General features: G+C 70.0%; 23 protein-coding genes. 6 read left to right on the forward strand and 17 right to left on the reverse strand.

Going from position 1 to position 24,184, the window contains the following annotated elements:
* Positions 1–54 precede the first annotated feature (54 nt).
* The 16 genes from ACFQ7F_RS02115 to ACFQ7F_RS02190 all read right to left on the reverse strand — a co-directional run bounded on the left by ACFQ7F_RS02115 (position 55) and on the right by ACFQ7F_RS02190 (position 15,913).
* Complete coding sequence (locus ACFQ7F_RS02115) at positions 55–459, reverse strand: GntR family transcriptional regulator (protein WP_383264676.1); 405 nt, start codon at positions 457–459, stop codon at positions 55–57.
* Positions 460–506: 47 nt separating this feature from the next.
* Entirely contained in the window at positions 507–1,487 is a 981-nt protein-coding gene (locus ACFQ7F_RS02120; protein WP_383264678.1) for an ABC transporter permease subunit, read from the reverse strand.
* Positions 1,484–2,434, reverse strand: a complete 951-nt coding sequence (locus tag ACFQ7F_RS02125; RefSeq protein ID WP_383264681.1) for an ABC transporter ATP-binding protein — start codon at positions 2,432–2,434, stop codon at positions 1,484–1,486. Before ACFQ7F_RS02125 ends, ACFQ7F_RS02120 begins: the two co-directional genes overlap by 4 nt.
* A 187-nt stretch (positions 2,435–2,621) precedes the next feature.
* Positions 2,622–3,713 carry a mechanosensitive ion channel family protein gene (locus ACFQ7F_RS02130; protein ID WP_383264854.1) on the reverse strand — a complete coding sequence of 364 codons (1,092 nt, stop codon included), beginning with the start codon at positions 3,711–3,713 and terminating at the stop codon, positions 2,622–2,624.
* Positions 3,714–3,875: 162 nt separating this feature from the next.
* Positions 3,876–4,688: an SAM-dependent methyltransferase gene (locus tag ACFQ7F_RS02135; RefSeq protein ID WP_383264684.1), complete on the reverse strand. Its 813-nt coding sequence runs from the start codon at positions 4,686–4,688 to the stop codon at positions 3,876–3,878.
* An 81-nt stretch (positions 4,689–4,769) separates the two neighbouring features.
* Positions 4,770–5,507, reverse strand: coding sequence for an Asp/Glu racemase (locus ACFQ7F_RS02140; protein ID WP_383264857.1), 738 nt, complete (start codon positions 5,505–5,507; stop codon positions 4,770–4,772).
* Between the two features lie 80 nt (positions 5,508–5,587).
* A complete protein-coding gene (locus ACFQ7F_RS02145; RefSeq protein WP_383264687.1) occupies positions 5,588–6,079 on the reverse strand; it encodes a MarR family winged helix-turn-helix transcriptional regulator in 492 nt (163 codons plus the stop codon).
* 39 nt (positions 6,080–6,118) lie between these two features.
* Positions 6,119–6,967, reverse strand: coding sequence for an alpha/beta fold hydrolase (locus ACFQ7F_RS02150; RefSeq protein ID WP_383264690.1), 849 nt, complete (start codon positions 6,965–6,967; stop codon positions 6,119–6,121).
* A complete protein-coding gene (locus tag ACFQ7F_RS02155) occupies positions 6,964–7,623 on the reverse strand; it encodes an isochorismatase family protein (protein WP_383264693.1) in 660 nt (219 codons plus the stop codon). Before ACFQ7F_RS02155 ends, ACFQ7F_RS02150 begins: the two co-directional genes overlap by 4 nt.
* Positions 7,620–8,294, reverse strand: a complete 675-nt coding sequence (locus ACFQ7F_RS02160; protein WP_383264696.1) for an SRPBCC family protein — start codon at positions 8,292–8,294, stop codon at positions 7,620–7,622. The genes ACFQ7F_RS02155 and ACFQ7F_RS02160 overlap by 4 nt, the downstream gene beginning before the upstream one ends.
* Positions 8,294–8,818: a (2Fe-2S)-binding protein gene (locus ACFQ7F_RS02165; protein WP_383264699.1), complete on the reverse strand. Its 525-nt coding sequence runs from the start codon at positions 8,816–8,818 to the stop codon at positions 8,294–8,296. Before ACFQ7F_RS02165 ends, ACFQ7F_RS02160 begins: the two co-directional genes overlap by 1 nt.
* Positions 8,815–11,175, reverse strand: coding sequence for a xanthine dehydrogenase family protein molybdopterin-binding subunit (locus ACFQ7F_RS02170; RefSeq protein WP_383264702.1), 2,361 nt, complete (start codon positions 11,173–11,175; stop codon positions 8,815–8,817). The genes ACFQ7F_RS02165 and ACFQ7F_RS02170 overlap by 4 nt, the downstream gene beginning before the upstream one ends.
* Positions 11,172–12,020, reverse strand: coding sequence for an FAD binding domain-containing protein (locus ACFQ7F_RS02175; RefSeq protein ID WP_383264704.1), 849 nt, complete (start codon positions 12,018–12,020; stop codon positions 11,172–11,174). The genes ACFQ7F_RS02170 and ACFQ7F_RS02175 overlap by 4 nt, the downstream gene beginning before the upstream one ends.
* A gap of 55 nt (positions 12,021–12,075) precedes the next feature.
* On the reverse strand, positions 12,076–13,473 hold the full coding sequence (locus tag ACFQ7F_RS02180; protein ID WP_383264706.1) for an MFS transporter: 1,398 nt from the start codon (positions 13,471–13,473) through the stop codon (positions 12,076–12,078).
* Between the two features lie 87 nt (positions 13,474–13,560).
* Positions 13,561–14,832 (reverse strand): FAD-dependent monooxygenase, encoded by a 1,272-nt coding sequence (locus ACFQ7F_RS02185; protein WP_383264709.1) that lies wholly within the window; start codon positions 14,830–14,832, stop codon positions 13,561–13,563.
* A gap of 49 nt (positions 14,833–14,881) precedes the next feature.
* Complete coding sequence (locus tag ACFQ7F_RS02190) at positions 14,882–15,913, reverse strand: hypothetical protein (RefSeq protein WP_383264711.1); 1,032 nt, start codon at positions 15,911–15,913, stop codon at positions 14,882–14,884.
* A gap of 512 nt (positions 15,914–16,425) precedes the next feature.
* On the opposite strand from ACFQ7F_RS02190, the gene ACFQ7F_RS02195 reads away from it, so the two are divergent.
* Genes ACFQ7F_RS02195 through ACFQ7F_RS02220 form a run of 6 tightly spaced genes read left to right on the forward strand, consistent with a single transcriptional unit; the run spans position 16,426 to position 22,781 of the window.
* On the forward strand, positions 16,426–17,559 hold the full coding sequence (locus ACFQ7F_RS02195) for an ROK family protein (protein ID WP_383264714.1): 1,134 nt from the start codon (positions 16,426–16,428) through the stop codon (positions 17,557–17,559).
* Positions 17,560–17,581: 22 nt separating this feature from the next.
* A complete protein-coding gene (locus tag ACFQ7F_RS02200) occupies positions 17,582–18,838 on the forward strand; it encodes an ABC transporter substrate-binding protein (RefSeq protein ID WP_383264717.1) in 1,257 nt (418 codons plus the stop codon).
* Positions 18,838–19,782 (forward strand): carbohydrate ABC transporter permease, encoded by a 945-nt coding sequence (locus ACFQ7F_RS02205; protein ID WP_383264719.1) that lies wholly within the window; start codon positions 18,838–18,840, stop codon positions 19,780–19,782. Before ACFQ7F_RS02200 ends, ACFQ7F_RS02205 begins: the two co-directional genes overlap by 1 nt.
* Positions 19,775–20,686 (forward strand): carbohydrate ABC transporter permease, encoded by a 912-nt coding sequence (locus tag ACFQ7F_RS02210; protein ID WP_383264720.1) that lies wholly within the window; start codon positions 19,775–19,777, stop codon positions 20,684–20,686. The genes ACFQ7F_RS02205 and ACFQ7F_RS02210 overlap by 8 nt, the downstream gene beginning before the upstream one ends.
* A 35-nt stretch (positions 20,687–20,721) precedes the next feature.
* Positions 20,722–21,774: a Gfo/Idh/MocA family protein gene (locus tag ACFQ7F_RS02215; RefSeq protein ID WP_383264723.1), complete on the forward strand. Its 1,053-nt coding sequence runs from the start codon at positions 20,722–20,724 to the stop codon at positions 21,772–21,774.
* Positions 21,771–22,781, forward strand: a complete 1,011-nt coding sequence (locus ACFQ7F_RS02220) for a Gfo/Idh/MocA family protein (RefSeq protein WP_383264725.1) — start codon at positions 21,771–21,773, stop codon at positions 22,779–22,781. The genes ACFQ7F_RS02215 and ACFQ7F_RS02220 overlap by 4 nt, the downstream gene beginning before the upstream one ends.
* A 40-nt stretch (positions 22,782–22,821) precedes the next feature.
* Here the strand turns inward: ACFQ7F_RS02220 and ACFQ7F_RS02225 are convergent, their stop codons facing one another.
* On the reverse strand, positions 22,822–24,174 hold the full coding sequence (locus tag ACFQ7F_RS02225; protein WP_383264728.1) for a CAP domain-containing protein: 1,353 nt from the start codon (positions 24,172–24,174) through the stop codon (positions 22,822–22,824).
* Positions 24,175–24,184 lie beyond the last annotated feature (10 nt).

Consider the following 24,184-nt stretch of genomic DNA (forward strand, 5'->3'; position numbering starts at 1 on the left):
GATACTAAGCGGTTGCTTATAGGGTTTGTCGAGTGTGGCCCGCGGTAACGGGCCTCAGCCGGCCGGATCCGCCTGGAACGTGGCCGCGTGCACGGCCTCGAACAGCGCCGTCACGTCCTGCCCGGTGAGCCCTGCCGCCCGTGCCTCGCGCATCCACTCGGTCAGCGCGCCCTGCAGCGGAGAGTCCGGTCCCGCCTGCGGCCGGGCGAGGGAGCGGGTGATGAACGTACCCGCTCCCTGACGGACCTCGGCGAGACCCGCGCGTTCCAGCTCGCGGTAGGCCTTGAGCGTCGTGTTCGGATTGACCTTCGTGGTCGCCGCGACCTGTGCGGCCGTGGGCAGCCGGTCGCCTTCCACCAACGCACCCATGTGCAGGGCCTGTTCGACCTGGCGCACGATCTGGAGATACGTGGCCACACCGCTGCGCCGGTCGATGCGGAATTCGACCACTGTCCCCACTCTCTGCTCGTTTGCGGCCACTTTACGTACTTGCCTTCACGGTTGTCCTAGAGGGGGCGCCGCGACGCCCACCACAGGACGAAGACGGCCACGGCGGCGGTCGCGCCGAGGAGCAGGGCGGCGCCGGTCCACTGCATGCCCGGCATCTGGTCGTAGGCGAAGTACTCGACCACGTTGTTGACGATGCCGTGCTCCTTGATGCAGGCGTTGGTGGCCTTCTCGGTCTGCTCGGCGCAGGTGCCCCATCCGTAGAGCTGCCCGTCCGCGGTGCCGATCCAGCGGTCCGTCTCCACGGCGCTGCTGCTGTCGAGGATGGGGGGCGTGTCGCCGTTCAGCGGGTAGGTGGCCAGGCGCGGGGTGGCGAGACGGTCACGGAACTCGCCCCAGGCCACCACTACGACCAGGGCGAAGAAGAAGGTGGCCAGCATGGCGGGCAGCACCCTGCGCAGCAGCATGCCGATCGCGATGCCGCTGACGGTGAGGAAGAGGGAGAGCGCCGCGAGCATGGGGCCGGTGTTGTCGAACACCTCGCCCGAAAGCCACTCCGAGAGGATGAGATCGCGGTAGGGCTCCCACCACCAGAAGAGCAGCGTGGAGAGTACGACGGTGGACATCAGGACGAGCGAGAGGCACCAGGCCAGCTTGGCCGCGAGCCAGCGGCGGCGCGGCACCGACTGCGTGGTGACCAGCTGCGCGGTGCCGTGTTCCTGTTCGCTCGCGATCAGCGGGGCGCCGAGGAAGACACTGAGGACGACGGGCACGGCGCCCAGTGCCGAGGTGATGTACTGGTAACTCTGCGGGGCCGAGATCAGGTGGACCTCCTTCTCCGGCCAGCCCCTCCCGGCGAGCATGTCGGCCATCACGCCACGCTCGTAGACGATCACGGCCGCGCCGAGCACGACCAGGGCGACGACGAGCCACGTCGTGGTGCGGTGCTGACGCAGGACGAGCCAGGTGAGCCCGTGCAGCAGGCCCGGCTTCTTGGCCGACTGCCCCGTGCGCGGCTGCTCGGTCAGGGTGGTGCTCATGCGGCGGCGATCCCCTCGGTCTCGATGCGTGCTTCGTGCGTGAACAGCGGCTCCGTGTCCGGTGAGCGGAGGTGGGCGAGCAGGACTTCCTCCAGGCTCGGCTCGGAGACCTCCCAGTCCGGGGCCATCGGGCCGCCCGGGCGCAGAAGGGCACGGAACTGGCGGCCCTGGGCCCGGAATTCGACCGTCGTGTGCGGGGTGAGGTCCGCGGGCGGCTTCCCGTCGGGCGCGAGCCCGGTCACCAGGGCGTGGGCCCTGACCAGCTCATCGGCGTCGCCGGCCATCCGGATCCTGCCGCCCGCGACGACCAGGAGGTAGTCGCACATGTCCTCGAGCTCGGCCAGCATGTGGGAGGACATCACCACCGTCGTGCCGCGCTCGACGGCCTCGGACATCAGCAGGGAGCTCATCTCGTCCCGGGCCAGCGGGTCGAGGTCGGCCATCGGCTCGTCGAGCAGCAGCAGATCGGGCCGCTTGCCGAAGGCGAGCGCGAACGCGACGCGGGTGCGCTGTCCCCCGGAGAGCGTGCCGACCTTGGCGTCCAGCGGGACATTGCCGGAGCGCACGATCCGCTCGGCGGCGGCCATGTCCCAGCCGGGGTTGAGCTCGCTGCCCATGCGCAGCGTCTCGGCCACGGTGAACCTCTTGTACAGCGACTTGTCCTGGGAGAGGAAGGCGTAGCGAGGCATCGCGGCCGGGTCGTCCGCGGGCACGCCGAAGATGCGCAGTTCGCCCGCGGTCGGGGTCACCAGGCGGGTCGCGAGCCCCAACAGGGTGCTCTTTCCCGCGCCGTTGGGGCCGACGAGACCGCAGATCCGCCCGGCGGGCAGCCGGAAGGAGCAGTCACGCAGCGCCCAGCCGCGGCGATAGCGCTTGCCCAGACCGCGGGCCTCGAGCGCGGTCGCGCTCAGGGATCCGCCGGCCTCGGTGGGGTCGGAAAGGGTCATGTCCACGCGCGCCTCTCTCGATTCCATTAAACAATTAATGGAATAATGATCTGCCCGGCGCGGACCTGTCAAACGCCCTCTTGAGGGGCCGGAACAACTACGGGCCGGAACGGCATCGGCCGACCCCCGCATGCCATGCGTGTCGCATGTGCGGGGATCGGCCGATGTGAGTGTGTGTGGGGCGCCGCTACGGCACCGACTTCGTCGGCACGATAACCTCACGCTGGTGCGGGATCAGGCCCGGCGGCAGCTCACCCTGCTGCACGTTCACCGTCCTGACCGGGGCGGGCACCCGGATGCCCTCGGCGCGGTAGCGCTGGTGGAGCTGCTTGATGAACTCGTGCTTGATGCGGTACTGGTCGCTGAACTCGCCGACGCCCAGGATCACCGTAAAACTGATCCTGGAGTCGCCGAACGTGTGGAAGCGCACGGCCGGTTCGTGCTCGGGAAGGGCGCCTTCGACGTCCTTCATGACGTTCTCCACGACCTCGGTCGTGACCCGCTCGACCTGCTCCAGGTCGCTGTCGTAGCTGACGCCGACCTGGACCATGATCGACAGGTCCTGTTCGGGACGGCTGAAGTTGGTCATGTTCGTGCCCGCGAGCTGGGCGTTGGGGATGATGACGAGGTTGTTCGACAGCTGACGCACCACCGTGTTGCGCCAGTTGATGTCGACGACGTAGCCCTCTTCACCACTGCTGAGCCGGATGTAGTCGCCCGGCTGCACCGTCTTCGCGGCGAGGATGTGTACGCCCGCGAAGAGGTTGGCCAGGGTGTCCTGCAGGGCCAGGGCCACCGCGAGGCCGCCGACGCCGAGGGCCGTGAGCAGCGGGGCGATGGAGACGCCGAGCGTCTGCAGGACGACGAGGAAGCCCATCGCGAGCACGACGACGCGGGTGATGTTGACGAAGATCGTCGCCGAACCCGCGACACCCGACCGGGACTGCGCGAGGGACTTCACCAGGGTGGTGACCACGCGGGCCGCCGTCAGGGTCCCGGCAAGGACGAGCAGGGCGGTCAGCGTCATCGAGACGTTGCGGCCGGTCCTGGGAGTGAGCGGCAGCGCGGCCGCGGCGACGGCCGCGCCCGCGGTTATCGCCGCGCAGGGAACCAGGGTGCGCACGGCGTCGACGATGACGTCATCGCCGCTCCAGCGGGTCCTGCTGGCCCGTTCGCCCAGCCACCGCAGGATCATGCGCAGCAGCAGACCCGCCGCGATGCCAACGGCCACCGCGATACCGGCGGTGATCAGGTCGTGCCATGTGAGGGCTCGCTCCATCAGTTCCTTCTCCAGGTCGTACGGGCGCGCCGGACGTATGTTCGTGTCCGGCGCGAGCGTCATCCTGCCCCATGGGTGCGGCGCCGTTGCCGGGGGCCCGAGCTCAGCCTGCCGTCAACTCACCGGGCGCAGGGCGATTTCCGCCATCCCGATCACCACCTGCTACGGCTTGCGCGCCACCCCCGCGTACATCGGCACCGCAGCCCCGCTCCTGACCTCGTCGACGCCGAGCTCCTGATGCCAGTCCGGCACCCACACGATGCCGGGGTCAAGGAGCTCCAGGCCCTCGAAGAACCGCTCCACCTGAGCCCGCGCACGCGGCGCCAGCGTGACGCCGCCCGCCTTGTACATCTCCACCGCCTGCCGCGTCCGCTCCGGATCGAAGTCGCTGGAGATCTGCGACAGGACCAGGTGGCTGCCCGGAGCGAGGGCGGCCACGAGCTTCTCCACGACGTCGTACGCACCGTCGTCATCGCTGATGAAGTGCAGCAGCGCGAGCAGCGAAAGGGCGATCGGCCGGCTGAAGTCCAGTACGCCCTCGGCCTGTTCGAGGATCTTGTCCGGCTCGCGCGCGTCCACCTGGAGGAACTCCGTCGCCCCCTCGGGCGTCCCCCGCAGCAGCGTCTCCGCGTGCGCGAGCACGGTCGGATCGTTGTCCACGTACACCACACGTGCCTCGGGGGCGGCCGACTGGGCGATGCGGTGGAGGTTCGGCTCGGTGGGGATCCCGGCGCCGACGTCGAGGAACTGGCGTATTCCGGCCTCTCCCGCGAGGCGTCGCGTGGCGCGCTGCATGAACCAACGGTTGTGCTGCGCGTAGTACTTGGCCTGCGGTTCGAGCGACACGATCTGGAGCCCGAGCTCCTGGTCCACCGGATAGTTGTCCTTGCCGCCCAGGAACCAGTCGTAGACCCGGGCGGGATGCGGCTTGCTGGTGTCGATCGGGTGGGCGGCGGGCGGCGGGATCGCGGTCATGCGTCAACTCCCATGGGTCGGGCGGGCGTTCAGACGGACTTCGCGTACGTCCGTTCATCGTGCCCGCTCGGCCCCCTGCGCTCAAGAACCACTCGGGTCCCGCAGCAGACTGCCCGCGCCCGGCACATGCGGCGGCAGCCCCAGTTCGGTCAGGACGCGGTACGCCGTCGCGGTGGCCGCCGACAGGACGGGAAGACCCGCCGCGTCCTCCACCGCCTGGATCGACGCGAGCGAAGGCATCTGCACACACGCCGAGAGGACGAGCGCGTCGGCGCGGCTCAGATCCACGCGCCGCCAGTGGTCGCGCAGGTCGGCCGGGTCGAGCCGGGCGACCGCCAGATTGTCCGGCACCTCAAGGCTGAGCGCGTCCACGACCTCGATCCCGGTGTCCTCGATGTAGTCGGCGACCATCTTCGTGAGCGGCTTCATGTACGGGGTGATGATCGCCACCCGTGCGGCGCCGAGCGCCTTGATGCCGTCGAGCAGGGCGCCCGCGCTGGAGATCACCGGCGCCTGTGCGCCCTCGGAGCGCAGGGCGGCGGTGATCTCGTCCTCCGCCGTGCAGTGGTGTCCCGGGCCCTGCGCCATGATCGCGACGAGGCAGGCGGTGGCGACCACGTCCGGCCTGGCGTCGGCGAGTTCGAGCGCGGCCCGCTCGGTCTGCGCGTTCATGGCCTTCAGCTGCTCGGGCGTCACGTGCTTCATACGCATCCGGCTGCTGTGGAAGACGAACCGATCCTGCGGAGCCACGGACTCGCGGTCGCGCAGCATGCGCGGCAGCTCCGTCTCCATCGTCAGGTTCGAGCTGGGCACGATCATGCCGATGTGGTGGTCGGTCGCTGTCGTCGCGGTCACTGCCACGGGATCCTCCGGATGTTCTCGTACGGCGATGCGTACGGCTATGAGTCCTCGGTCAGCCCCTCCCAGTGATCGGCGAGGGACGTGAGGAGATGCATGACTTCTTCGCGCCGCTCGCCCCCGAACGGCTCCAGGAGCCGCTCGTCGAGCTCGCGGGCGCGACGGTTGGAGTCGCGGAGGGTGCGCTCACCCTCCTCGGTCAGATAGAGGAGCTTGCGGCGGCCGTCGTCGGCGGCCGTCCTGCGCAGGAGCAGCCCCCGGTTCTCCAGGCGACGTGCCACGTCCGCCATCGTCGACGTGTCCAGGGCCACCGCGGACGCCATCGACCGCTGGTCGCGGCCCGGCGAGGCGTCCACGGCCTGCAGTACGGCGAACTGCGGTCCGGTGAGCGTGGGATCCACCGCCCGGATCCACACCGCGAGGTAGGCCTGGTACAGGCGCCGTACCTGGTATCCGGGGGCGGCCGTGAGGGCGGCGGGCGGCTCGGGCGGCCCTGACGTCGTAGCCGTCGTGGTGGAGGTTTCGTCAGCCATGGGGCCCACTTAAGCACGGTGGTTGATCGGCTAGGGCGGTCAGGTCAGCATCGGGCGCAGCGCCTCACGCAGGGCGGTGAGGGCGGCGTGGCCGCTGTCCCAGAACAGCATGTGACCCGCGTCCGGGATGCTGCCGATGACGGCCGACGGGAGAAGGCGCGCCGCCTCGGCGGCGCCCACCGCGGTGACGACGGGGCTGTCCGCGCCGTACAGGAGAGCGGTGGGCCCCGGCACGGAGGGCCACCAGTCGAAGAAGTCCTCGGTCTCGAAGCCGCGGTGCGTGGCGGCGATCGCCTCGGCGTCGCAGCTCGCCAGCCAGCGGGCCCGCAGCTCCTGCTCCCGGCGCGGCCAGCGCGGCCAGGACCGGGACACCTCTTCCGCGTCGGTACCGCGCGCGGCCTGTGCCAGCTGGGCGAGGAAGGCCTCCAGGGGCGTGGGGTAGGGCCCGCGTCCGGGGCCGCTCATCGGCGGGTCCCCGAGCACCGTGCCACGCAGCGCCACCTTGCCGCGCACCGCGGTCACCGCGGCGATGCGCGCGCCCATGGAGTGCCCGAACAGGATGGGACGGTCGAGGCCGAGCCCCGTGACGACGGCTTCGACGTCTTCGGCGTACTCCTCCAGGGTGTAGGAGCCGCCGCCGTCGGAGAGCCCGCGCCCGCGGACGTCCAGTACCAACGGGCGTACCAGGTCGCTCAGTTCGCGCGCCACGAAGTCCATCGTGACGGCGGGGCTCGTGATGCCGGGCAGGACGAGGAGCGGGATTCCGGGGCCGCCGTAGTCGAGGAGGTGCAGGCGGGTGGCGCCCGAGCGGACCCAGCGGCTGGTGGCGGGGACGTCGGCCAGGTCGGCGAGGGCGGACTGCGGGAGGCAGCGGTCGGGCGGGGTCATGCGTTCCTCCTGGCGTGCGTGAGGGTGCCGAGGTAGTCGACTGCTTCTTTGAGGTCGATGACGTCGCCGTACTTGGCCTGGATGTCGAAGAGGCTCGCCTCGTGCGGCCCCTCGGCGCGGTCGCCGACGCACGCGCGCGGCACGAGCACCGAGAACCCGCTCTGCACGGCGTCGACCGCGCTCGCCCGCACACAGCCGCTCGTCGTCGCCCCGCACACCAGGACCGTGTCGCAGCCGAGACCGGTGAGCAGGGCGGCCAGCGAGGTCCCGAAGAAGGCCGAAGCCCCCTTCTTCACGACCATCAAGTCCTGTGGCTCGCGGGGGAGTCGGGGATCGAGTGCGACCTCCTCGCCGCCCTCGACCAGGGACCGCATGCCCTGAGCCTTCTGCAGCCAGGTGACGGAGTCGCCCGCGGCCTCGGCGGGTGTGTAGGCGATCGCGGTGAAGATGACGGGCACGTCGGCAGGGCGCCCGCTGTCGATCAACTCCCCTACCGCTCCCACCACATCACTCAGATCCGCCCCCGAGGGAAACGCGTCCTCGGTGAAGCCGCGTGTGAGGTCGACGACCAGGATGGCGGGGCGGCTGCCCCTGCGCACGGGGGCACCGAATCCGGCTCGTTCGTAGGTACGTTCCGTTTCCTGGCCGTAGTTCACGATGCCCTCCTCAGCGCGCGCAGCTCCCTCGCCTGTGCGCCGATCCTGCCGAGCAGCCAGCCCTCGAAGAGGCCGAAGGCGAAGGCGCCGGCGACGACGCCGTACTTGGCGGCGGCCGGACCGAGCAGCATGGAGAGACCGTCGAGTTCGGCTTCCGCGGGGGCCGCCGGGAGAGCGGCCCGGGGTGCGGTGGAGGGCAGGCCGGAGGTGGATGCGGCCGGTGTCCGGTCCTGGTCGAGCAGGCTCCCCAGATTCCGTGCGAACTGCTGCAGGATCCGGTCGGACACGGTCGCGATGGCGCCCTTCCCGAACTGCGCGATCTTGCCGCGTATCACCAGATCCGTGGAGATCTGAAGCAGTGCACCCTCCGGCGCCGCGAGCACTTCGAGCGCGACCTCGGCCTCCGCGTCACCGCTCCCGTGGGTGTCGGCCCCACGTGCCTGGACCCGCAGCCGCCTCCCCTGCGGGTCGACCTCCAGGAAGCGGACCGTACCGGCGTACGCGGCACTGATCGGTCCGACCTTGATCTTCACGGAGCCCTGCCAGGCGTCGCCGTCGCGCCCTTCGAGCGCCGCGCCCGGCATGCACGAGGCGACCCGCTCGACGTCGTTCATCAGGGCGAATACCTCGTCCGGCGAGGCTTTGACCGGGACCGAGTTGGTGAGTTGCATCAGGACTCCTTGGGGCAGCGCCGGGTGACGGCGCACCCGTCGATCGCCTCGACGATGGTCTGGTAGCCGGTACACCGGCAGAGGTTGGAGGCGACGACCTCACGGATCTCGTCCTTGGTCGCCTCGGGCCGCTCGGCGAGGAAACCCTCGGCGAGCATCAGGAAGCCGGGGGTGCAGAAGCCGCACTGAAGGCCGTGGTGCTCACTGAACGACCGTTGCAGATCGCTCAGTTCGGTCCCGTCCGACAGTGACTCGACGGTACGGATCCGGGCACCTTCGGCCTGCGCCGCGAACATCAGACACGCGCGTACGGGCCGGTCGTCGACCAGGATCGTGCACGCTCCGCAGATGCCGTGCTCGCAGCCGACGTGGGTTCCGGTCAGGCGCAGATCGTGCCGGAGCACGTCCACCAGGGTGCGGCGGGGCTCAGTGATCACTTCGTGCCGCTCGCCGTTGACGTCGAGAGTGAGCAGCAGAACGTCGGTGGCGTTGCCGGTGGCTGTCATGTTGCCGGTGTCGGTCATGAGGAGAGCTCCAGGTTCAGGGCGCGGTGCACCGTCTCCGGGGTGATGGGGGTGTGATCGAGCTCGACGCCCGTGGGAAGGAGCGCGTCGTTGACGGCGTTGAGCACGGCGGCCGGCGCCCCGATGGTGCCGCCCTCGCCCGCGCCCTTCGCGCCGGTCTCGGTGAACGCGCACGGCGTCTCCAGGTGATGGATCAGGACGTCGGGGATCTCATGGGCGGTGGGCACCTTGTAGTCCATGAAGCTGGTCGCCGACGGTTCGCCCTGGGCGTCGTACGTCACCTGCTCGAAGAGCGCGCCCGCGATGCCCTGCGCGATGCCGCCACGGCACTGCCCCTCCACGACTTGCGGGTTGATCGCCACGCCGCAGTCCTCGACGCAGACGTACCGCAGGATCTCCACCTGCCCGGTGCCTTCGTGGAGTTCGACGACCACACCGTGGGTGGCGTTCGAGAAGGTGCCGTCGTTGAAGACGTCGAACGTGGCGGTGGCGCTCAGGCCCGGCTCGATGTCCTTGGGCAGCAACTGCGCCTGGAGGTAGGCGATATCGGCCAGCTCTTCGTAGGTCAGTATGGTCCCGTCGCGGCGCCGTACGGCCCCTGACACGAGCTCCACGTCGTCAGGACCGACCTCCCAGCGTGCCGCGGCGATCCGGCACAGCTTCTCGCCGAGCTTCGCCGCCGCGAGCCGCACCGCGCTGCCGCCCACGGTGATGGAACGGCTCGCGAAGGTGCCCCAGCCGTAGGTGATGCGCTCGGTGTCGCCCTGATGGAGCTTCACCTTGAGGATGTCCACGCCCAGTTCGTCCGCCACGATCTGCGCCATCGTCGTCTCGTGGCTCTGCCCGTGGCTCATCGTGCCGGTGGTGACGGTCACCGCGCCGCTGGTGTCCATCCGGACCTCGGAGATGTCGAAGCCGGGGACGACCCGCATCTTGCGCTGGGCGAAGGCCTTGGAGCCGTAGCCGGTGCGCTCGCTGAAGCAGGAGTAGCCGATGCCGATGTGCCGACCCTGCGCCGCCGCCTCCGAGCGCTTCTCGTACCAGCCCTCGTCCTTGACCAGCTGCTCGCACAGGTTCAGCGACTCCAGATAGGAGCCCGGGTCGTACGTGATGTTGTTGACGCCCGTGTAAGGGAACTCGGTGATGACGTTGCGGCGGCGGATCTCCACGGCGTCCAGGCCCAGTTCACGTGCGGCCCGCTCGAAGAGCCGCTCCACCACCATCACGTACTGCGGACGGCTCACCCCCCGATAGGGCGCGGTGGGCGCCTTGTTGGTGGTGACCGCACGGCCGCGCACCCGGTAGGCGGGCACTTTGTAGACGCCGGGCATCTCGGCCGACGCCATCAGCGGCTCGATGCCCGCCGTGAACGGATAGCAGGAGTAGGCGCCCATGTCGCACACCACATCGGCGTCCAGGCCGAGGATCCTGCCCTCCTCGTCGAAGGCCGCGCGTACGTCGTAGTGCTGTTCGCGGGCGAGGAAGGAGGCGGACAGGGCGTCCTTGCGGTCCTCGATCCACTTCACCGGCCTGCGAAGCCGCAGAGCGGCAGCGGCAGCGGCGATCTCCTCGCGCCCGACGACACACTTCTGGCCGAAGCCGCCGCCCATGTCGGGCACCACGACCCGCACCGCCCGTTCGTCAAGGCGCAGACAGCGGGACGCCACCGTCCGCACCTGGTGCGGGACCTGGGTGCAGGTCTGCAGGATCAGCTGTTCCTCCCGGTCGTCCCAGTCCGCGACGACACCGCGCGTCTCCAGGGGGAGGGCGTTCTGCCGACCGGTGCGTGAGGCGACATGGACGACGCAGGCTGCGGAGTCGAAGATCTCGTCGATGCCGTCGGTGGCGAAGAGCGAGACGTCCACCAGGGTGTTGTGCGCCGCCTCTTCGTGGACGAGCGGCGCGTCGGGCGCGAGGGCCGCTTCTTCGGAGACGACCGGGGGAAGGGTCGCGTAACTCACCTTGGCCGCTTCCAGGCCGTCCTCCGCGGCGTACGCGTTCCGTGCCACGACGATCGCGACGGGCTCCCCGACATAGCGGACCCGGTCGCGGGCCAGGACGGGCATCGCGGTCGGCACGAACTCCGAGAGCGGGCGGCCGAGCTGGGCGGTGATGTCGGTCAGCTCCAGGTCGTCGGCCGTGAACGCGGCGACGACACCCGGCACATCACGGACCGCCGTCAGATCGATCGACGTGATCTCGCCGTGCGCGACCGTGCTGCGGACGAACTGGGCGTGCAGCATGCCCGGCAGCGCGATGTCGTCGACGAACCTGCCACGCCCGGTGAGCAGCCGGGGGTCCTCACGCCGTGCCACGGACCTGCCGACCAACTGCCCTTCTTTTACTGCCTTGTTCATCGGGTCTTCGCCTCCTCACAGGCACGCAGGACCAGCGTGCGGACGAGCTGCTTGCGGTAGTGCGTGCTGCCGGACGCGTCGGCCGGGGGATCGACCGCGTCCGCCGCCGCTGCCGCGCATTCGGCGAACGAGCCGCCGTCCGCGAGGACCGCCTCCGCCTCCGGCACACGCACCACGGCGGCGGCGACCCCGCCGAGCGCCACCCGCCCGCCGCGTACCGCACCGCCCGCGACATCGAGGTCCACGACCGCGGAGACGAGAGCGAAGTCCCCCTGCCGCTCGGCGAATTCGGTGAGCGCGGCGTGCGGTGCCGGGCGCGGGAAGACGATCTCGACGAGGATCTCGTCGAAGTCGATGGCGGTGGTGTAGTAGCCGAGGAAGAACTCCCCGGCCGCGATCCGGCGCTCGCCGCGCGGCCCGCGGACCACGAACTCGGCGTCGAGCGCGAGGGCGAGCAGACACCACTCGGCGGTGGCGTCGGCGTGCGCGATGCTGCCGCCGACCGTACCGCGGGTACGGATCGGCAGATGCCCGATCCACGGCATGGCATCGCGCAGCACACCGAAGTCCGCCCCGAGCCGCCCCGCCGGGTCCCTCTCCACCGTGTGGTGGGTGGTGAGCGCCCCTATGCGCAGCCCGCCCGCCGCGTCCGTATGCACACCGTCGAGCTCCCGCAGAGCGGCTATGTCGACCAGGTGCCGGGGCCGGGCGAGCCGGAAGTTCATCATCGCGACCAGGCTCTGGCCGCCGGCGACGACCTTGGCGTCATCACCGAGCTCGGCGAGCAGCCGCGTGGCGCCGTCGAGGTCGCGGGCCCGGTGATAGGCGAAGGGGGCGGGCTTCATGGTCCTCCTGTCGTACGTAGGGGGTGCGCGGGGGAGCTTGGCTGGCAGGCGCCGCTCAGAGCGCCGCCTGCTCGGGGACCGGCAGCGGTGCCGCGGCCTCCGGGGACTCCTCCGCGCCGTCCAGCTCCCGGCCCTTCGTCTCCGGCGCGGCCACCGCCATCCACACGACGGCCACCAGGACCGTCGCGCCGAGCACGGCGAACGTCAGCGGAAGACCGAGCACCGGCCACATCACCGAGCCGAAGAGCAGCGGTGCGAACCCGGTGAGCACCCTGCTGACCGATGAGGCCCAGCCGAAGCCGCTGGCCCGCAGGGGAGTGGGGTAGAGCTCGGAGATGTACGCGTACAGGGCGGGGATGGCCAGCTGGGCCAGGAAGCCGAAGACACCGATGGCCACGACCGAACCGGTCGGCATGTCCCTGACCAGCGCGAACACCACCAGGGCGAGCGAAGCGACCGGCGCAGAGACACCGATCAGCCACTTGCGGCCGACGAGGTCGACCAGGGCGGTGGAGACCAGGACGCCGACGATGCCGACGCCGCTCATCACCGTGGTGCTCATGAACGCGGCCGTGTCGCCCTGGCCCTCCTCCTTGAGGATCGAGGGCATCCAGCTCAGGGCCGCGTAGTAGACCAGCATGATGGTGGAGAAGAGCAGCCAGGCCACCGATGTGATGCGCGGACTGAAGGCCCAGATGCGGCGCAGCTGGTCGACGGCGGCGCCCACGCCGCGCGGTCCTTCGTCCTCCACCGGCTCGGGGATGACATAGGGCTCCACGGGAGCGCCCGTCCGCGCCACCAGGTCGTCGATGACTTTCCGCGCCTCGGCCTCGCGGCCCTTCTTCGTCAGATAGATCGGCGACTCGGGGATGCCGCGCCGGGCCCAGAAGAGCAGCAGCGCGGGCAGCACCATCGTCGCCAGCATCCACCGCCAGTTGCCGTCGAGGGTCAGCATCGCCGTCGAGACGAGCCCGCACAGGGTCACGCCCACCGGCCACCACGCGTCGAGCGCGGTCAGGATCCTGCCCCGGTACTTGCGCGGCGAGAACTCGCCCACCAGGGCGTAGTCCACGGGGATACAGCCGCCGAGCCCCACACCCGCGAGGAACCGCAGCGCGAGGAAGACGGGATACGTCGGCGCGAGCGCGCCGAACACCGAGAACAGGGCGAAGATCAGCAGCGTGACGCTGAAGGCCTTCTTGCGGCCGATACGGTCGGCGACCGCGCCCCAGGCGACGGCGCCCACGGCCATCCCCACCAGGTTGGCGGTGGCGACGAGCCCGCGCTCACTGAGCGAGAGGTCGAAATGCTTGCCGAGGAGCGGCATGAGGAAGCCGTTCAAGGCGATGTCGTACGCGTCGAAGAGGTAGCCGAGGCCACCGATGATGAAGATCTTGCCCTGGACCGACCACCTCCAGGGAAGTTCCTGAACGATCTGATCGCCTGTTTTCACGTGCGCTCCACAGGGTCGTGTCGGGGACGTTCTGCGGCGGTTGCGGGTGCCGGGTCAGCGGGGTGGGGGGAGTTGAGGGGGAGGGGATCAGCGCGTGAACTGGTAGGAGAACGCGCCGAGATCGGGGTCGTTGAGCGGGCTGCCGCCCCAGAGCCAGTCGTAGGAGAGATCGGACTCGCCGTCGAAGTTCCGCCGGAGCTTCTCGTCCCTGGCCTGCTGCTCGGGGCCGTCGGGGAAGTGGTAGAAGGTCTTGTTCTGCAGCGAGGCGTCCTGCACCATCCCGGCGTGCTTGGCGCGCCGGTCGACATAGCGGCGCAGCGCACCGTCGATGCCGTCCGCCGTGACCGCGCCCAGTTCCTCGGCGAGCACGGCGGCGTCCTCCATGGCCTGTGAAGCACCCTGCGCCTGGTAGGGGAGCATCGCATGGCAGGCGTCGCCGAGCAGGGCGACGCGGCCGTCCTGCCACACCGGGTCGCGGCGCCGGTGGTAGAGCGCGAAGCAGGAGACGTCCTCCTTCGCCTTGGAGAGCATCGCCGGGACGCGGTCGTCCCAGCCGGGGAAGGCGTCGACGAGGTCCTGCGCGGTGGAGGCGATGGACCACTTCTCGGCGACCTCGTCCGTGCAGGGCACGCAGGCCACGATGTTGAGGTACTCGCCGCCGCGGATCATGTAGTGCACCAGATGGCGGTCGGGCCCGTACCAGATCGTGGACTGGTAGCGGTCGACGAGCCAGCGCGTCGCCGGGTCGGCCGCGATCAAGTCGCCCGGTATGAGGGCCCGGTAGGCCATCTCGCCGGAGAACTGCAGGGTGTCCGGGGCGCCCATCAGGTCGCGCACCTGGGAGCGGATGCCGTCGGCGCCGATGACGACGTCGGACACGTACCGCCGCCCGTCGTCCGTGATCGCCACCGGGTGCGCGGGGTCGGTGCGGTCGAGCTCGGCGACCTTGCTCGCGGTGTGCAGCGCGACGACGGGTCCTGGCCCCGCCGGGTCGACGCAGGCGTCCATGAGGACGCGGTGCAGATCGGCCCGGTGGTAGTGCCAGTACGGCGCGTTGAACTGTTCCTTGCAGCGCCGGCCGAGCGAGGTGAGTCCGACGACGCTGCCGTCCTTCCAGCGCCGCCGCACCTGGTCGAGCGGTTCGGTGTGGATGGCTTCCAGCTGCCGGCGCAGGCCGAGGCCGAGCAGGATGCGGCTGGCGTTCGGCGCCGTCTGGATGCCCGCGCCCACCTCACCGAGCTGCGCGGCCTGTTCGAGCACGGTGACCCGCAGACCGCGCTGCCGCAGCGCGAGGGCGGCGGTCAGGCCACCGAGGCCGCCTCCGACGACGGTGACTTCGTACGACTGGCTGGACGCCACACTTCCTCCATCTTGCTTACACGTTCGGGCAGTTGACGCGCGGCGCGGGTCAGCGCTCGGTGAGACGGCCGCCCGTCACGACCTCGGTGTCGTCGACCCGGACCGTGCAGCCGCGCATGGCGATGTCGAGATGCGCGTACGACTCGCGCCCGAGGACGGGGTGCGGTCCTGTGGACCACAGGAAGTTCCCGGCGAAGGCGCGGGCGTCCATGCCCATCAGGTCGTCCTTGCCGTACATCGCGGTGGCGAACCAGTCGGCCGTACGCATCAGACCCCAGCCCATGTGGGAGAGGCTGCGCGCCCACTGGTCGTCCGCGTCATCGAAGAACGTGTTCAGGAGCTCGGCCTCGGCGCCGCCCGACACCTTCTCGATCTGCCCGCCCGAAATCTGCAGGGTGACCGGCTGACGCACGTACTCCTTGAAGGGCAGCAGGATGTCTCCCTCGGCGAGCACGATCTGCCCGTCGGAGATCTCCGGCCAGGCAAGCACCATCGTGCTCGGCCAGTGGTCCCAGCGGCCCGGGTCGTCGGCGAAGCCGCACTGGAACTCGGGCTTGGAACCCGCCAGTTGCACGGTCAGGTCCGTGCCCGCGTCCGAGGTGACCTTCATGACGGTCGACCGCTTGAGCAGCTGGACCCCTTCGAGCACCTCGTCCTTGTCGGACTCCTTGGGCAGATTGCGGATGAGCACGTCGGGTGCGTCGCAGACGAAGATGATGCGGGTGCCCGCGCGCAGGATCTCCTGCTGGACGGGCGCGTGGATGAAGCCTTCGCGGGTGATGTCGACGACCAGATCGGCGGACTTCAGCAGGTCCTGCGCGGTGGTGTCGTTGAGCACGGAGACCAGGCCCGGGCCCGCACCGGTGTGGGTGCTCGGCATCGGCGCGGGGCTGCCGCCGGGGACGGTCGCGGCGATGACATGGGCGCCGCACGCCTTCGCGGCGCCGAACGCCGCCGCCACGTAGTCGCCGCGGCTGCCGGGCTCGGAGAGGACGACGACGTGCTCGCCCTCGGTGAGCTTGCACAGTCGCAGTTCGCGGGTGAACGCGTCGAGCAGATCGACGGACGAAAGATCGAACACGGGGGGGTCCCTTCTTTCGGGCTCTTTCGGGCTGCCGCAGGCAAACGGGCAGCACGACTCCGGACACTTCGTGCGAGGGGAAATGGGGGTATGGGGGGGGAGGGCAGACAGGCCTGACTGGCCCGCCGTACAGGGTCTGAACTGCGGATACGAGGCGGTGGGTGACCGCCCGACAGAGATAATCCGAACACGTACGATCTCCCTTGGCAAGGGGTCGCGCACGGAGTTAACACCGGTCTTTCCTGATGAGCCGTCAGTAAAATGCCGCCGCGCACCGGCTGACCTCGACTTCGTCACCGACGGCTGTCCGGTAGTCGCCCGAGGGTGCTCGGGGGCGCGGTTACGACCCGGTAAACCGCCCCGCGGTCGGGCCCGCCCTCGCGAAATCCGTCCCCGCGAAGGGGGTTCCCCGCCGGGCACAGATATGAAAGTGTCCTCCCAAATCTCCGGGAGCAGCGGTTGATCCACAGGTCAACAGGGATGCCCCGGCCTCGACATGGGGTGAAGAAGTGTTGCGGAACGGGACACGGGGGCACGATCTCGCCTCGCTGCGCCGGCTGAACACCACCGTCGTGCTGCGCGCCCTGCACCGCCGCAGCCCGCAGACACTCGCGGAGCTCGCCGCGGGCACCGGACTCTCCCGGCCCACCGTGGAATCCGCCGTCGAGGAGCTGACCGCGCACGGCTGGGCGGGGGAGGCCGAGCGCGAGGACGGGGAGCGCGCGCCGGGCCGCCCCGCCCGGCGGTTCCGGTTCCGCGTGGAGGCGGGCTACGTCGTGGGCGCCGACATAGGCCTGCACAAGATGGTGCTCCTCCTCGCCGATCTCGGCGGGACGGTGCTCGCCGTCCACCGCGAGGACATCGACCCGGAGCTGGGCGGCGCAAGGCGGCTCGACCTCCTGCGCAAGGGACTCGAAGCCTTCCTCGACGCGCACTCCGTACGGCGCGACGACATCCTCGCCCGCTGCGTGGGCGTACCCGGCGTCGTCGACGCGGGCGGCACCATCACCTCCCACGTCATCCCCGAATGGTCCGGCGTCGGCCTAGGCAAGCTCCTCGCCGACGGCGAGCCGGGCCACACCCTCGTCGAGAACGACGTGAACCTCGCCGTGCTCGCCGAGCGCTGGCAGGGCGCGGCCACCCTCGCCGGAGACGTCGTCTGCGTCCTGACCGGACACCGAGTCGCGTGCAGCCTCACCATCGGGGGGCGCCTTCACCGGGGGCGGCGCGGCGGCGCGGGCGAGCTGGGTCTGCTTCCGCTGCTCGGCATGAACACCGCGCAGGAAGCTCTCAGCTGGAAGGGCGCGCGGCGCCCCGGTGAGTCCGAAGTGGCCGCCCTCGCCCGCGCCGCGGACACCGCGGACCCACGTGCACTCGCCGCCGTAGCGGACTTCGCCGACCGCATCTCGCCGGGCATCGCCGCCCTCGCCCTCGCCGTGGACCCGGAGTTAGTGGTGCTCACCGGCGGCGCGACCCCGCTGGGCGGCCATCTCGTGCCGCTGATCGAGGACAGACTGCGCCCGCTGACGCTGCACGTCCCCCGCATCGCACTGAGCACGCTCGGCGAACAGGGCGTCGCGATCGGCGCCGTACGCAAAGCACTTGACCAGGTCGAATCCGATCTCCTGACGGATGCGACGCCGTAGGACAACGCAGACGGAGGCGCCCATGCGCAGGAGAACTCTGCTGTACGGAGCGATGGCGGCGCCCCTGCTCGCCGCCTGCTCCGGCCGGAGTGACGACGGCAAGGAGAGCGGTGGCGGGACCACCCTCACGTACGGGGTGTGGGACGTGGCCCATGTGCCGGGGCTGCAGAAGGTGATCGAGGCCTTCGAGAAGGAGAACCCCGGCATATCCGTGCGCATAGAGCTCACGCCCTGGTCCAGCTACTGGACCACCCTGAAGACCGCGATGCGTGGCGGCACAGCCCCCGACGTGTTCTGGATGAACGCGGTCAATCTCAAGCTGTACGCGTCCAACGGCGTCCTGGAGCCCTTGAGCGGACACATCAAGAGCGACGCGACCCCGGTGGACCGCCACCCCGAATCGCTCGTGAAGATCTACGCCTACCAGGGCACCCAGTACGGCATCCCCAAGGACTTCGACACCATCGGCCTCTGGTACAACAAGGCGCTCTTCGACAAGGCGGGCATCAAGTACCCGGATGCCACCTGGACATGGGACGACGTGCGCGACGCCGCCGCCGAACTCACCAACCCGCGCGAGCGTGTGCACGGCATGGCCGCCGAGATGGACCGCCAGGCCCAGATCTACCCCGCCATTTACGGAGCGGGCGGCTACGTCCTCAAGGACGGGAAGTCCGGCTTCGGTGACGAGCGGTCCATCGAGGGCCTGCGCTACTGGACCGACATGATCGACCGCGGCTGGTCACCGCCGCAGAGCGCGATGGTCGAATCCAAGGCGCGCAACCGCTTCTGGTCGGAGAAGGCCGCCATGGTCTACGAGATCTCCTCGTTCTCCGGCCAGATGCACGCCACCCCCGCGATCAAGGACCACGGCGGCGTCACCGTCCTGCCCAAGGGCCGCGAGCGCGCCACGATCATCCACGGCCTCGCCAACGTCATCTCCGCCAAGAGCCGCAAGAAGGCTGCCGCCTGGAAGTTCGTCCACTTCATGGCCGGTCGCAGGGCCGCCGAGATCCAGGCGTCCGCGGGCGTCACCATCTCCTCGTACGAGGGGACGCAGGACGCCTGGTTCAAGTCGATGCCCGAGTTCGACCTGAAGTGCTTCGTCGAGATGCAGAAGTACGCCGTGCCGTACCCGAGCTCGAAGAACACCGCGGTCTGGGAGAACCTCCAATACCCGCTCCTGGGCGCCGCGTTCAGTGGCAAGGGCGGCATCGAGAGCGCCGCCCGCACGCTGGGCAAGCAGATGGACCGGGCCCTGAAGGAGGAGCGCGCATGATGAGTGTCTTTCCCTCCACGGCGGCGGCGAAGGCGGCAGGACGACGCAAGTCGTCAGAAGAAGCCGCGCCCAAGTCCCGCAACCAGCGCGCCGCTTACCTCTTCATCGCGCCGCTCGGCATCGGCTTCGCCCTCTTCTACTTCTGGCCGCTGCTCCAGACCTTCTTCTACAGCTTCACCGAGTTCGGGGCATTCGGCGGCAACACCTGGATCGGCACCGACAATTACGTACGCGTCCTCAAGGACGTCACCGTCTGGCAGGCACTCGGCAACACGCTGATCTACTGCGTCATTGGGCTGCTCGCCCTGCCGGTCGCGATCGGCGTCGCGGCGCTGCTCAACCGGCGTGGACTGCGCGGCGTCGCGATCTACCGCGCCCTGTACTTCATCCCGTTCGTGACGCTGCCCGTCGCCGTCGGCCTCGTCTGGAACTGGCTCTACAACGGAGACTACGGACTGATCAACGAAGTCTTCGAGTGGTTCGGCGCGGACCGCCGCTACTGGGTCTCCGACCCCTCGACCGCCGTGTACGCGATCGGCACCGTCATGGTCTGGTCGACCACAGGCTACTACTTGATCATCTTCATGGCGGGCATCAAGGGCATCCCGCAGGACTACTACGAGGCCGCCGAGCTGGACGGCGCCGGGCCGCTGCGCCGGTTCTTCACGATCACGATGCCGCTGCTCAGTCCGACGATCTTCTTCTCGTCCATCATCTGCATGATCAACTCCCTGCAGACCTTCGACCTGATCTACATCATGATGGCCGAGAAGAACCCGGCGATCGGCGACACCCAGTCGGTGGTGAGCCTCTTCTACAAGTGGGCCTTCATCGAGAACGCCCAGGGTCCGGCCGCCGCCCTCGCCTTCCTGCTCATGCTGATCATCGCGGCGCTGACGCTGGTGCAGTTCAGGCTGCAGAAGAGGTGGGTGCACTATGCGTGAGTCCTCGGCGAGTCCCTCTGCGCGGCCCGCGAGCCGTCGGCGCGTCAACGTCCGACGCGTCAACTTCCGACGCGTCAACGTCCGACGTATCAACGCCGGTTCGGTCGCCACCCACGCGGTGCTCTCGCTCGGCGCCCTGGTGATGGTCTTCCCCTTCCTGTGGCAGCTGCTCACCGCGGCGAAGTCCCTCGCCGAGACGGCCCAGGTGCCGCCGACCTTTCTGCCCCACACCTGGAACTGGTCGAGCTTCGAAGAGGTCTTCACCGCGCTGCCGTTCCGGGAGATGCTCTTCAACAGCGTCTTCAACACGGTGGGGCGCACGGTCGGGCAGCTGGTGTTCTGCTCGCTCGCCGCCTACGCCTTCGCGCGCATGCAGTTCCGGGGCCGCAACGTCCTGTTCGGACTCTTCCTCTCCGTACTCATGGTGCCGAGCTCGCTGCTCGTCCTTCCGCAGTACGACATCATCCAGCGGCTCGGCCTGCTCAACTCGGCGCCCGCGCTGTTCCTGCCCGGCATGTTCAGCGCGTTCGGGACGTTCATGCTGCGGCAGTTCTTCCTCACGCTCCCCAAGGAGCTGGAGGAGGCCGCACGGATCGACGGCGCGAGTTCGCTCCGCATCTTCTGGTCGATCATGCTGCCGCTCGTCCGGCCCGCGCTCGCCGCACTCGCCGTCATCACCGCGATGTGGTCGTGGAACGACCTCCTGTGGCCGCTGATCGTGAACACCGACCCGCAGAAGATGCCGATCAGCGCCGGACTGACCTCACTGGAAGGCCAGTACGAGACCAACTACCCGGTGATGATGGCCGGTTCGCTCATCGCGAGCCTTCCGATGCTCGTCGTCTACGTCTTCCTGCAGCGGCACTTCGTGCAGAGCGTCGCGCTCTCCGGCTCCAAGAGCTGACCCCACTCCAGGAACCACGAAAGGTAACTCTGCCCATGCGAATAGGCCTGATCGGCGCGGGCGGCATCGCCCGCGCCCATCTCCCCGGCTGGTTGGAACTGGGTGCGCGCGTCAGCGTGTACACCGTCGACGGCTCCGCGGAGAAGCTCGCCGCCGAGTACCCGGGGCGCGAGGTCGCTGCGGTGGCGAGTCTCGACGAACTGCTCGCCGACTGCACGGCCGTCGACATCTGCACCCCCACCCCCACCCACAAGGAGCTCGCCCTCGCGGCCGTCGCCGCGGGCCGGCACGTCATCTGCGAGAAGCCGCTCGCCCTCAATGCCTCCGACGCCGAGGAGATCGCGGCAGCCGCCGAAGCGGCGGGCGTACGGCTGCACCCCGCCCATGTGGTGCGGTACTTCCCGGCGTACGCGGCGATGCAACAAGCCGTAGAGAGCGGTGAGTTGGGGGATCTGGCGGTGCTGCGGTTCACGCGGGGCGGGGCGCGCCCGCAGTGGGCGCCTTGGTTCGCCGACCCCGCCAAGTCCGGCGGTGTGATCATGGACCTGATGGTGCACGACATCGACATCGCCCGCTGGATCGCGGGCGACGTGGTCCGGGTGCACGCGCAGACGCGGGGCGTCGAGCACGCCACGGGGGGAGCGGAGGCCGAGGTCGTCTCGGCGACCGCCGTCCTTACCCACGCCTCCGGTGCGATCAGCCACATCACCGGCCTCTGGGGCCTTTCGGACCAGCAGTTCCGTACGACGTTCCGGATCGCGGGCAGCGACGGACTCCTGCGGCACGACTCCACGTCCGTGCCCGGCTACCGCATCACCGCGCAAGGAGTGCGCGCGGCCAACGAGGGCATCCCATCGAGCCCGATGACGGAGAGCCCCTACCTGTCCGAGCTGCGGGAGTTCGCGGCCTCGTGGGAGGAGGGCGGCGGTGAACCGCGGGTGAGCGCGCGGGACGGGATCGAGGCGGTGCGGATCGCCGAGGCGGCGGTGGAGTCGAGCCGCACGGGCCGGGCCGTCGAGATCCGGACAGGTATCGAGTCGGGTGCCGAGTCGGGTATCGAGTCGGACACCAAGGAGGTCACGCGATGAAGGTCGCCGTTCTGTCGTTCGCCCATGTCCACGCGGCGGGGTACCTGCGGCTCCTCTCCCGTATGCCGGGTGTCGAGGTCATCGGCAGCGACCCGGACACCGGGTCGGCCGCGCCCGGTGAGGTGCGGGGCCGCGCGTTCGCCGAGGAGATGGGGGTCGCGTACGCGCAGACGTACGACGAGGTCTTCGCCTGGGGTCCTGATGTGGTGATCGTCTGCTCCGAGAACGCGCGCCACCGGCCCCTCGTGGAGCTCGCCGCGTCCCACGGCGTGGACGTCCTGTGTGAGAAGCCCCTGGCCACGACGGTCGCGGACGGCGAGGCGATGCTCGCGGCCTGCCGGGCGGCAGGCGTCCGCCTCGCGGTGGCCTTCCCTGTCCGCTTCAGCCCCGCGTACGCGGCCGTCAAGGCGGCCGTCGCTTCGGGCGAGGCGGGCCGGGTCCTGACCGTGTCCGGCGCGAACAACGGCTCCATGCCGACCTCGCGGCGCTGGTTCGCCGATCCCGAACTCGCGGGCGGCGGCGCCCTGATGGACCACACCGTCCACATCGCCGACCTCCTGGACGACCTCTTCGGCGAGGCCCGGCCCGTCGACGTGTACGCCCAGACGAACAACCGCATGTACGAGGGCGAGGTCGACGCCGAGACCAGCGGCCTGGTCACTGTGACCTACGACAACGGCTCGGTGGCCACGATCGACTGCAGCTGGTCGCACCCGCGCTCCCACCACTCCTGGGGCGGGCTCGAACTCACCGTGGTCGGCGAGCGGGCGACCCTGGAGATGGACGCCTTCGACCAGGCGGTCCACGGCTACAGCGAACGCCGCGGGCAGGGGCTCGAACTGCCCTTCGGGGCCGATCTGGACGAGCGGATGCTGCGGGCGTTCCTGTACGGGCCGGAGGAGGGCGGCATGGACGTGGCCGACGGCGAGGGCGGGCTGCGGACGCTGAAGATCGTGGCGGCGGGCTATGCGTCGGCCCGCAGCGGAGTTGCGGTGGCGGTGGGCTGACGGCAGGGAGGGTGCTTACAGTAGGCAGGGGGCGCTGTCCTCAGCCGCCGAAGAGCTGCGTCCAGTACGTTCCCGCCGAGCCGCCGCCCGCGAAGCCGACGCCGAGGTGGGTGAAGGAGGGCTTGAGGATGTTGGCCCGGTGACCGGGGCTGTTCATCCAGCCGTCCACCACCTCGGCCGGGGTGCGCTGCCCGCAGGCGATGTTCTCGCCGATCGCCCGGTGCGTGCTGCCCGCCGCCGACGCGCGGTGCCAGGGTTCGCCGCCGTCGGGCGAGGTGTGGGAGTAGAAGGCGCGGGCGACCATGTCCGCGCTGTGGCCCTGCGCCGCGACGGTCAGGAGCGGGTCGGGTGCGAGGGGGCGAAGACCGGCCGCTGTTCGCTCGGCGTTGGTGAGGCGGAGCACGGCCGACGCCCACTCCGCGAGCCCCTGCGAGGTGAACGGGGTGGCCCACAGCGCCGTCCAGTACACGTCGCCGGAGCGCGCGTCGGTGGTGTGGGCCACCCCGACCTGCGTGTACGCGCGGCTGTGCACCGTACGCCGTGACTGCTCGCCGGAGAGGCAGTACTCCACGAAGTCGGCGGGCGTGCGCGGCCCGGAGACCAGATGCTCGCCGATGGCCAGGTAGGCGTACCCGCCCGCGACGACGCGCTGGTAGAGGGACGTGCCGTCCGCGTGCTCGGAGCTCAGCGTGGACCGCGCCGCCATCCCGGCGGCGTGCGCGCTCGCGGCGGCGGTCAGCCGGGCGTCGATGGCGACCGGAGGGGCGCCCACCGACGCCCGCGATGCGTTGACCAGCGGGAGGAACCCGTCGGGGCCGGATGCGGCCGAAGGACGGGGCATGGGCACACCGGCGGGTGCGGACGCGGGTGCGCGTGGACGGGTAACGGAAGGGGAGGGCGGCTGAGGGCTCTCGTCCTCCGCTACGTCCACCCCGAAGTCCCTCGCGACCCCCGCGAGCCCGTCCGCGTACCCCTGCCCGAGCGCACGCAGCTTCCACCCCGGGCCCCTGCGGTAGATCTCCGCGAGCAGCAGCACCGTCTCGCGGTCGGGGCGCGGCGGTGTGAAACGGGCCACGTGATGGCCGCCGGGTCCGTGCACCTGGAGCGTGATGCCGGGAAGGCGGCCCAGGGGAGTGCCGGGATCGGCGGGACTGACGGCCACGGTGACGCGGCTCGCACCGGCACGCAGTCGCCGCCCGTCGACCGTGACCGTGTCGCCCTGGAGCCTGGCGCCCGGCGCTGCGGGCTGGTTGTAGAAGACGAAGTCGCCGTCGCCCGCGACCTTCCCGCTGTCGCCCGTGACGATCACGGACAGGTCGAAGGGGCCGGGCACCCGCAGGGTGACGGCACCGTCCGGCAGGGGCACGTTCCCCCCGGCAACCAGCTCATTCATGCCAGGACAA

This window comes from Streptomyces sp. NPDC056486 (assembly GCF_042795295.1).
Classification (GTDB): Bacteria; Actinomycetota; Actinomycetes; order Streptomycetales; family Streptomycetaceae; genus Streptomyces.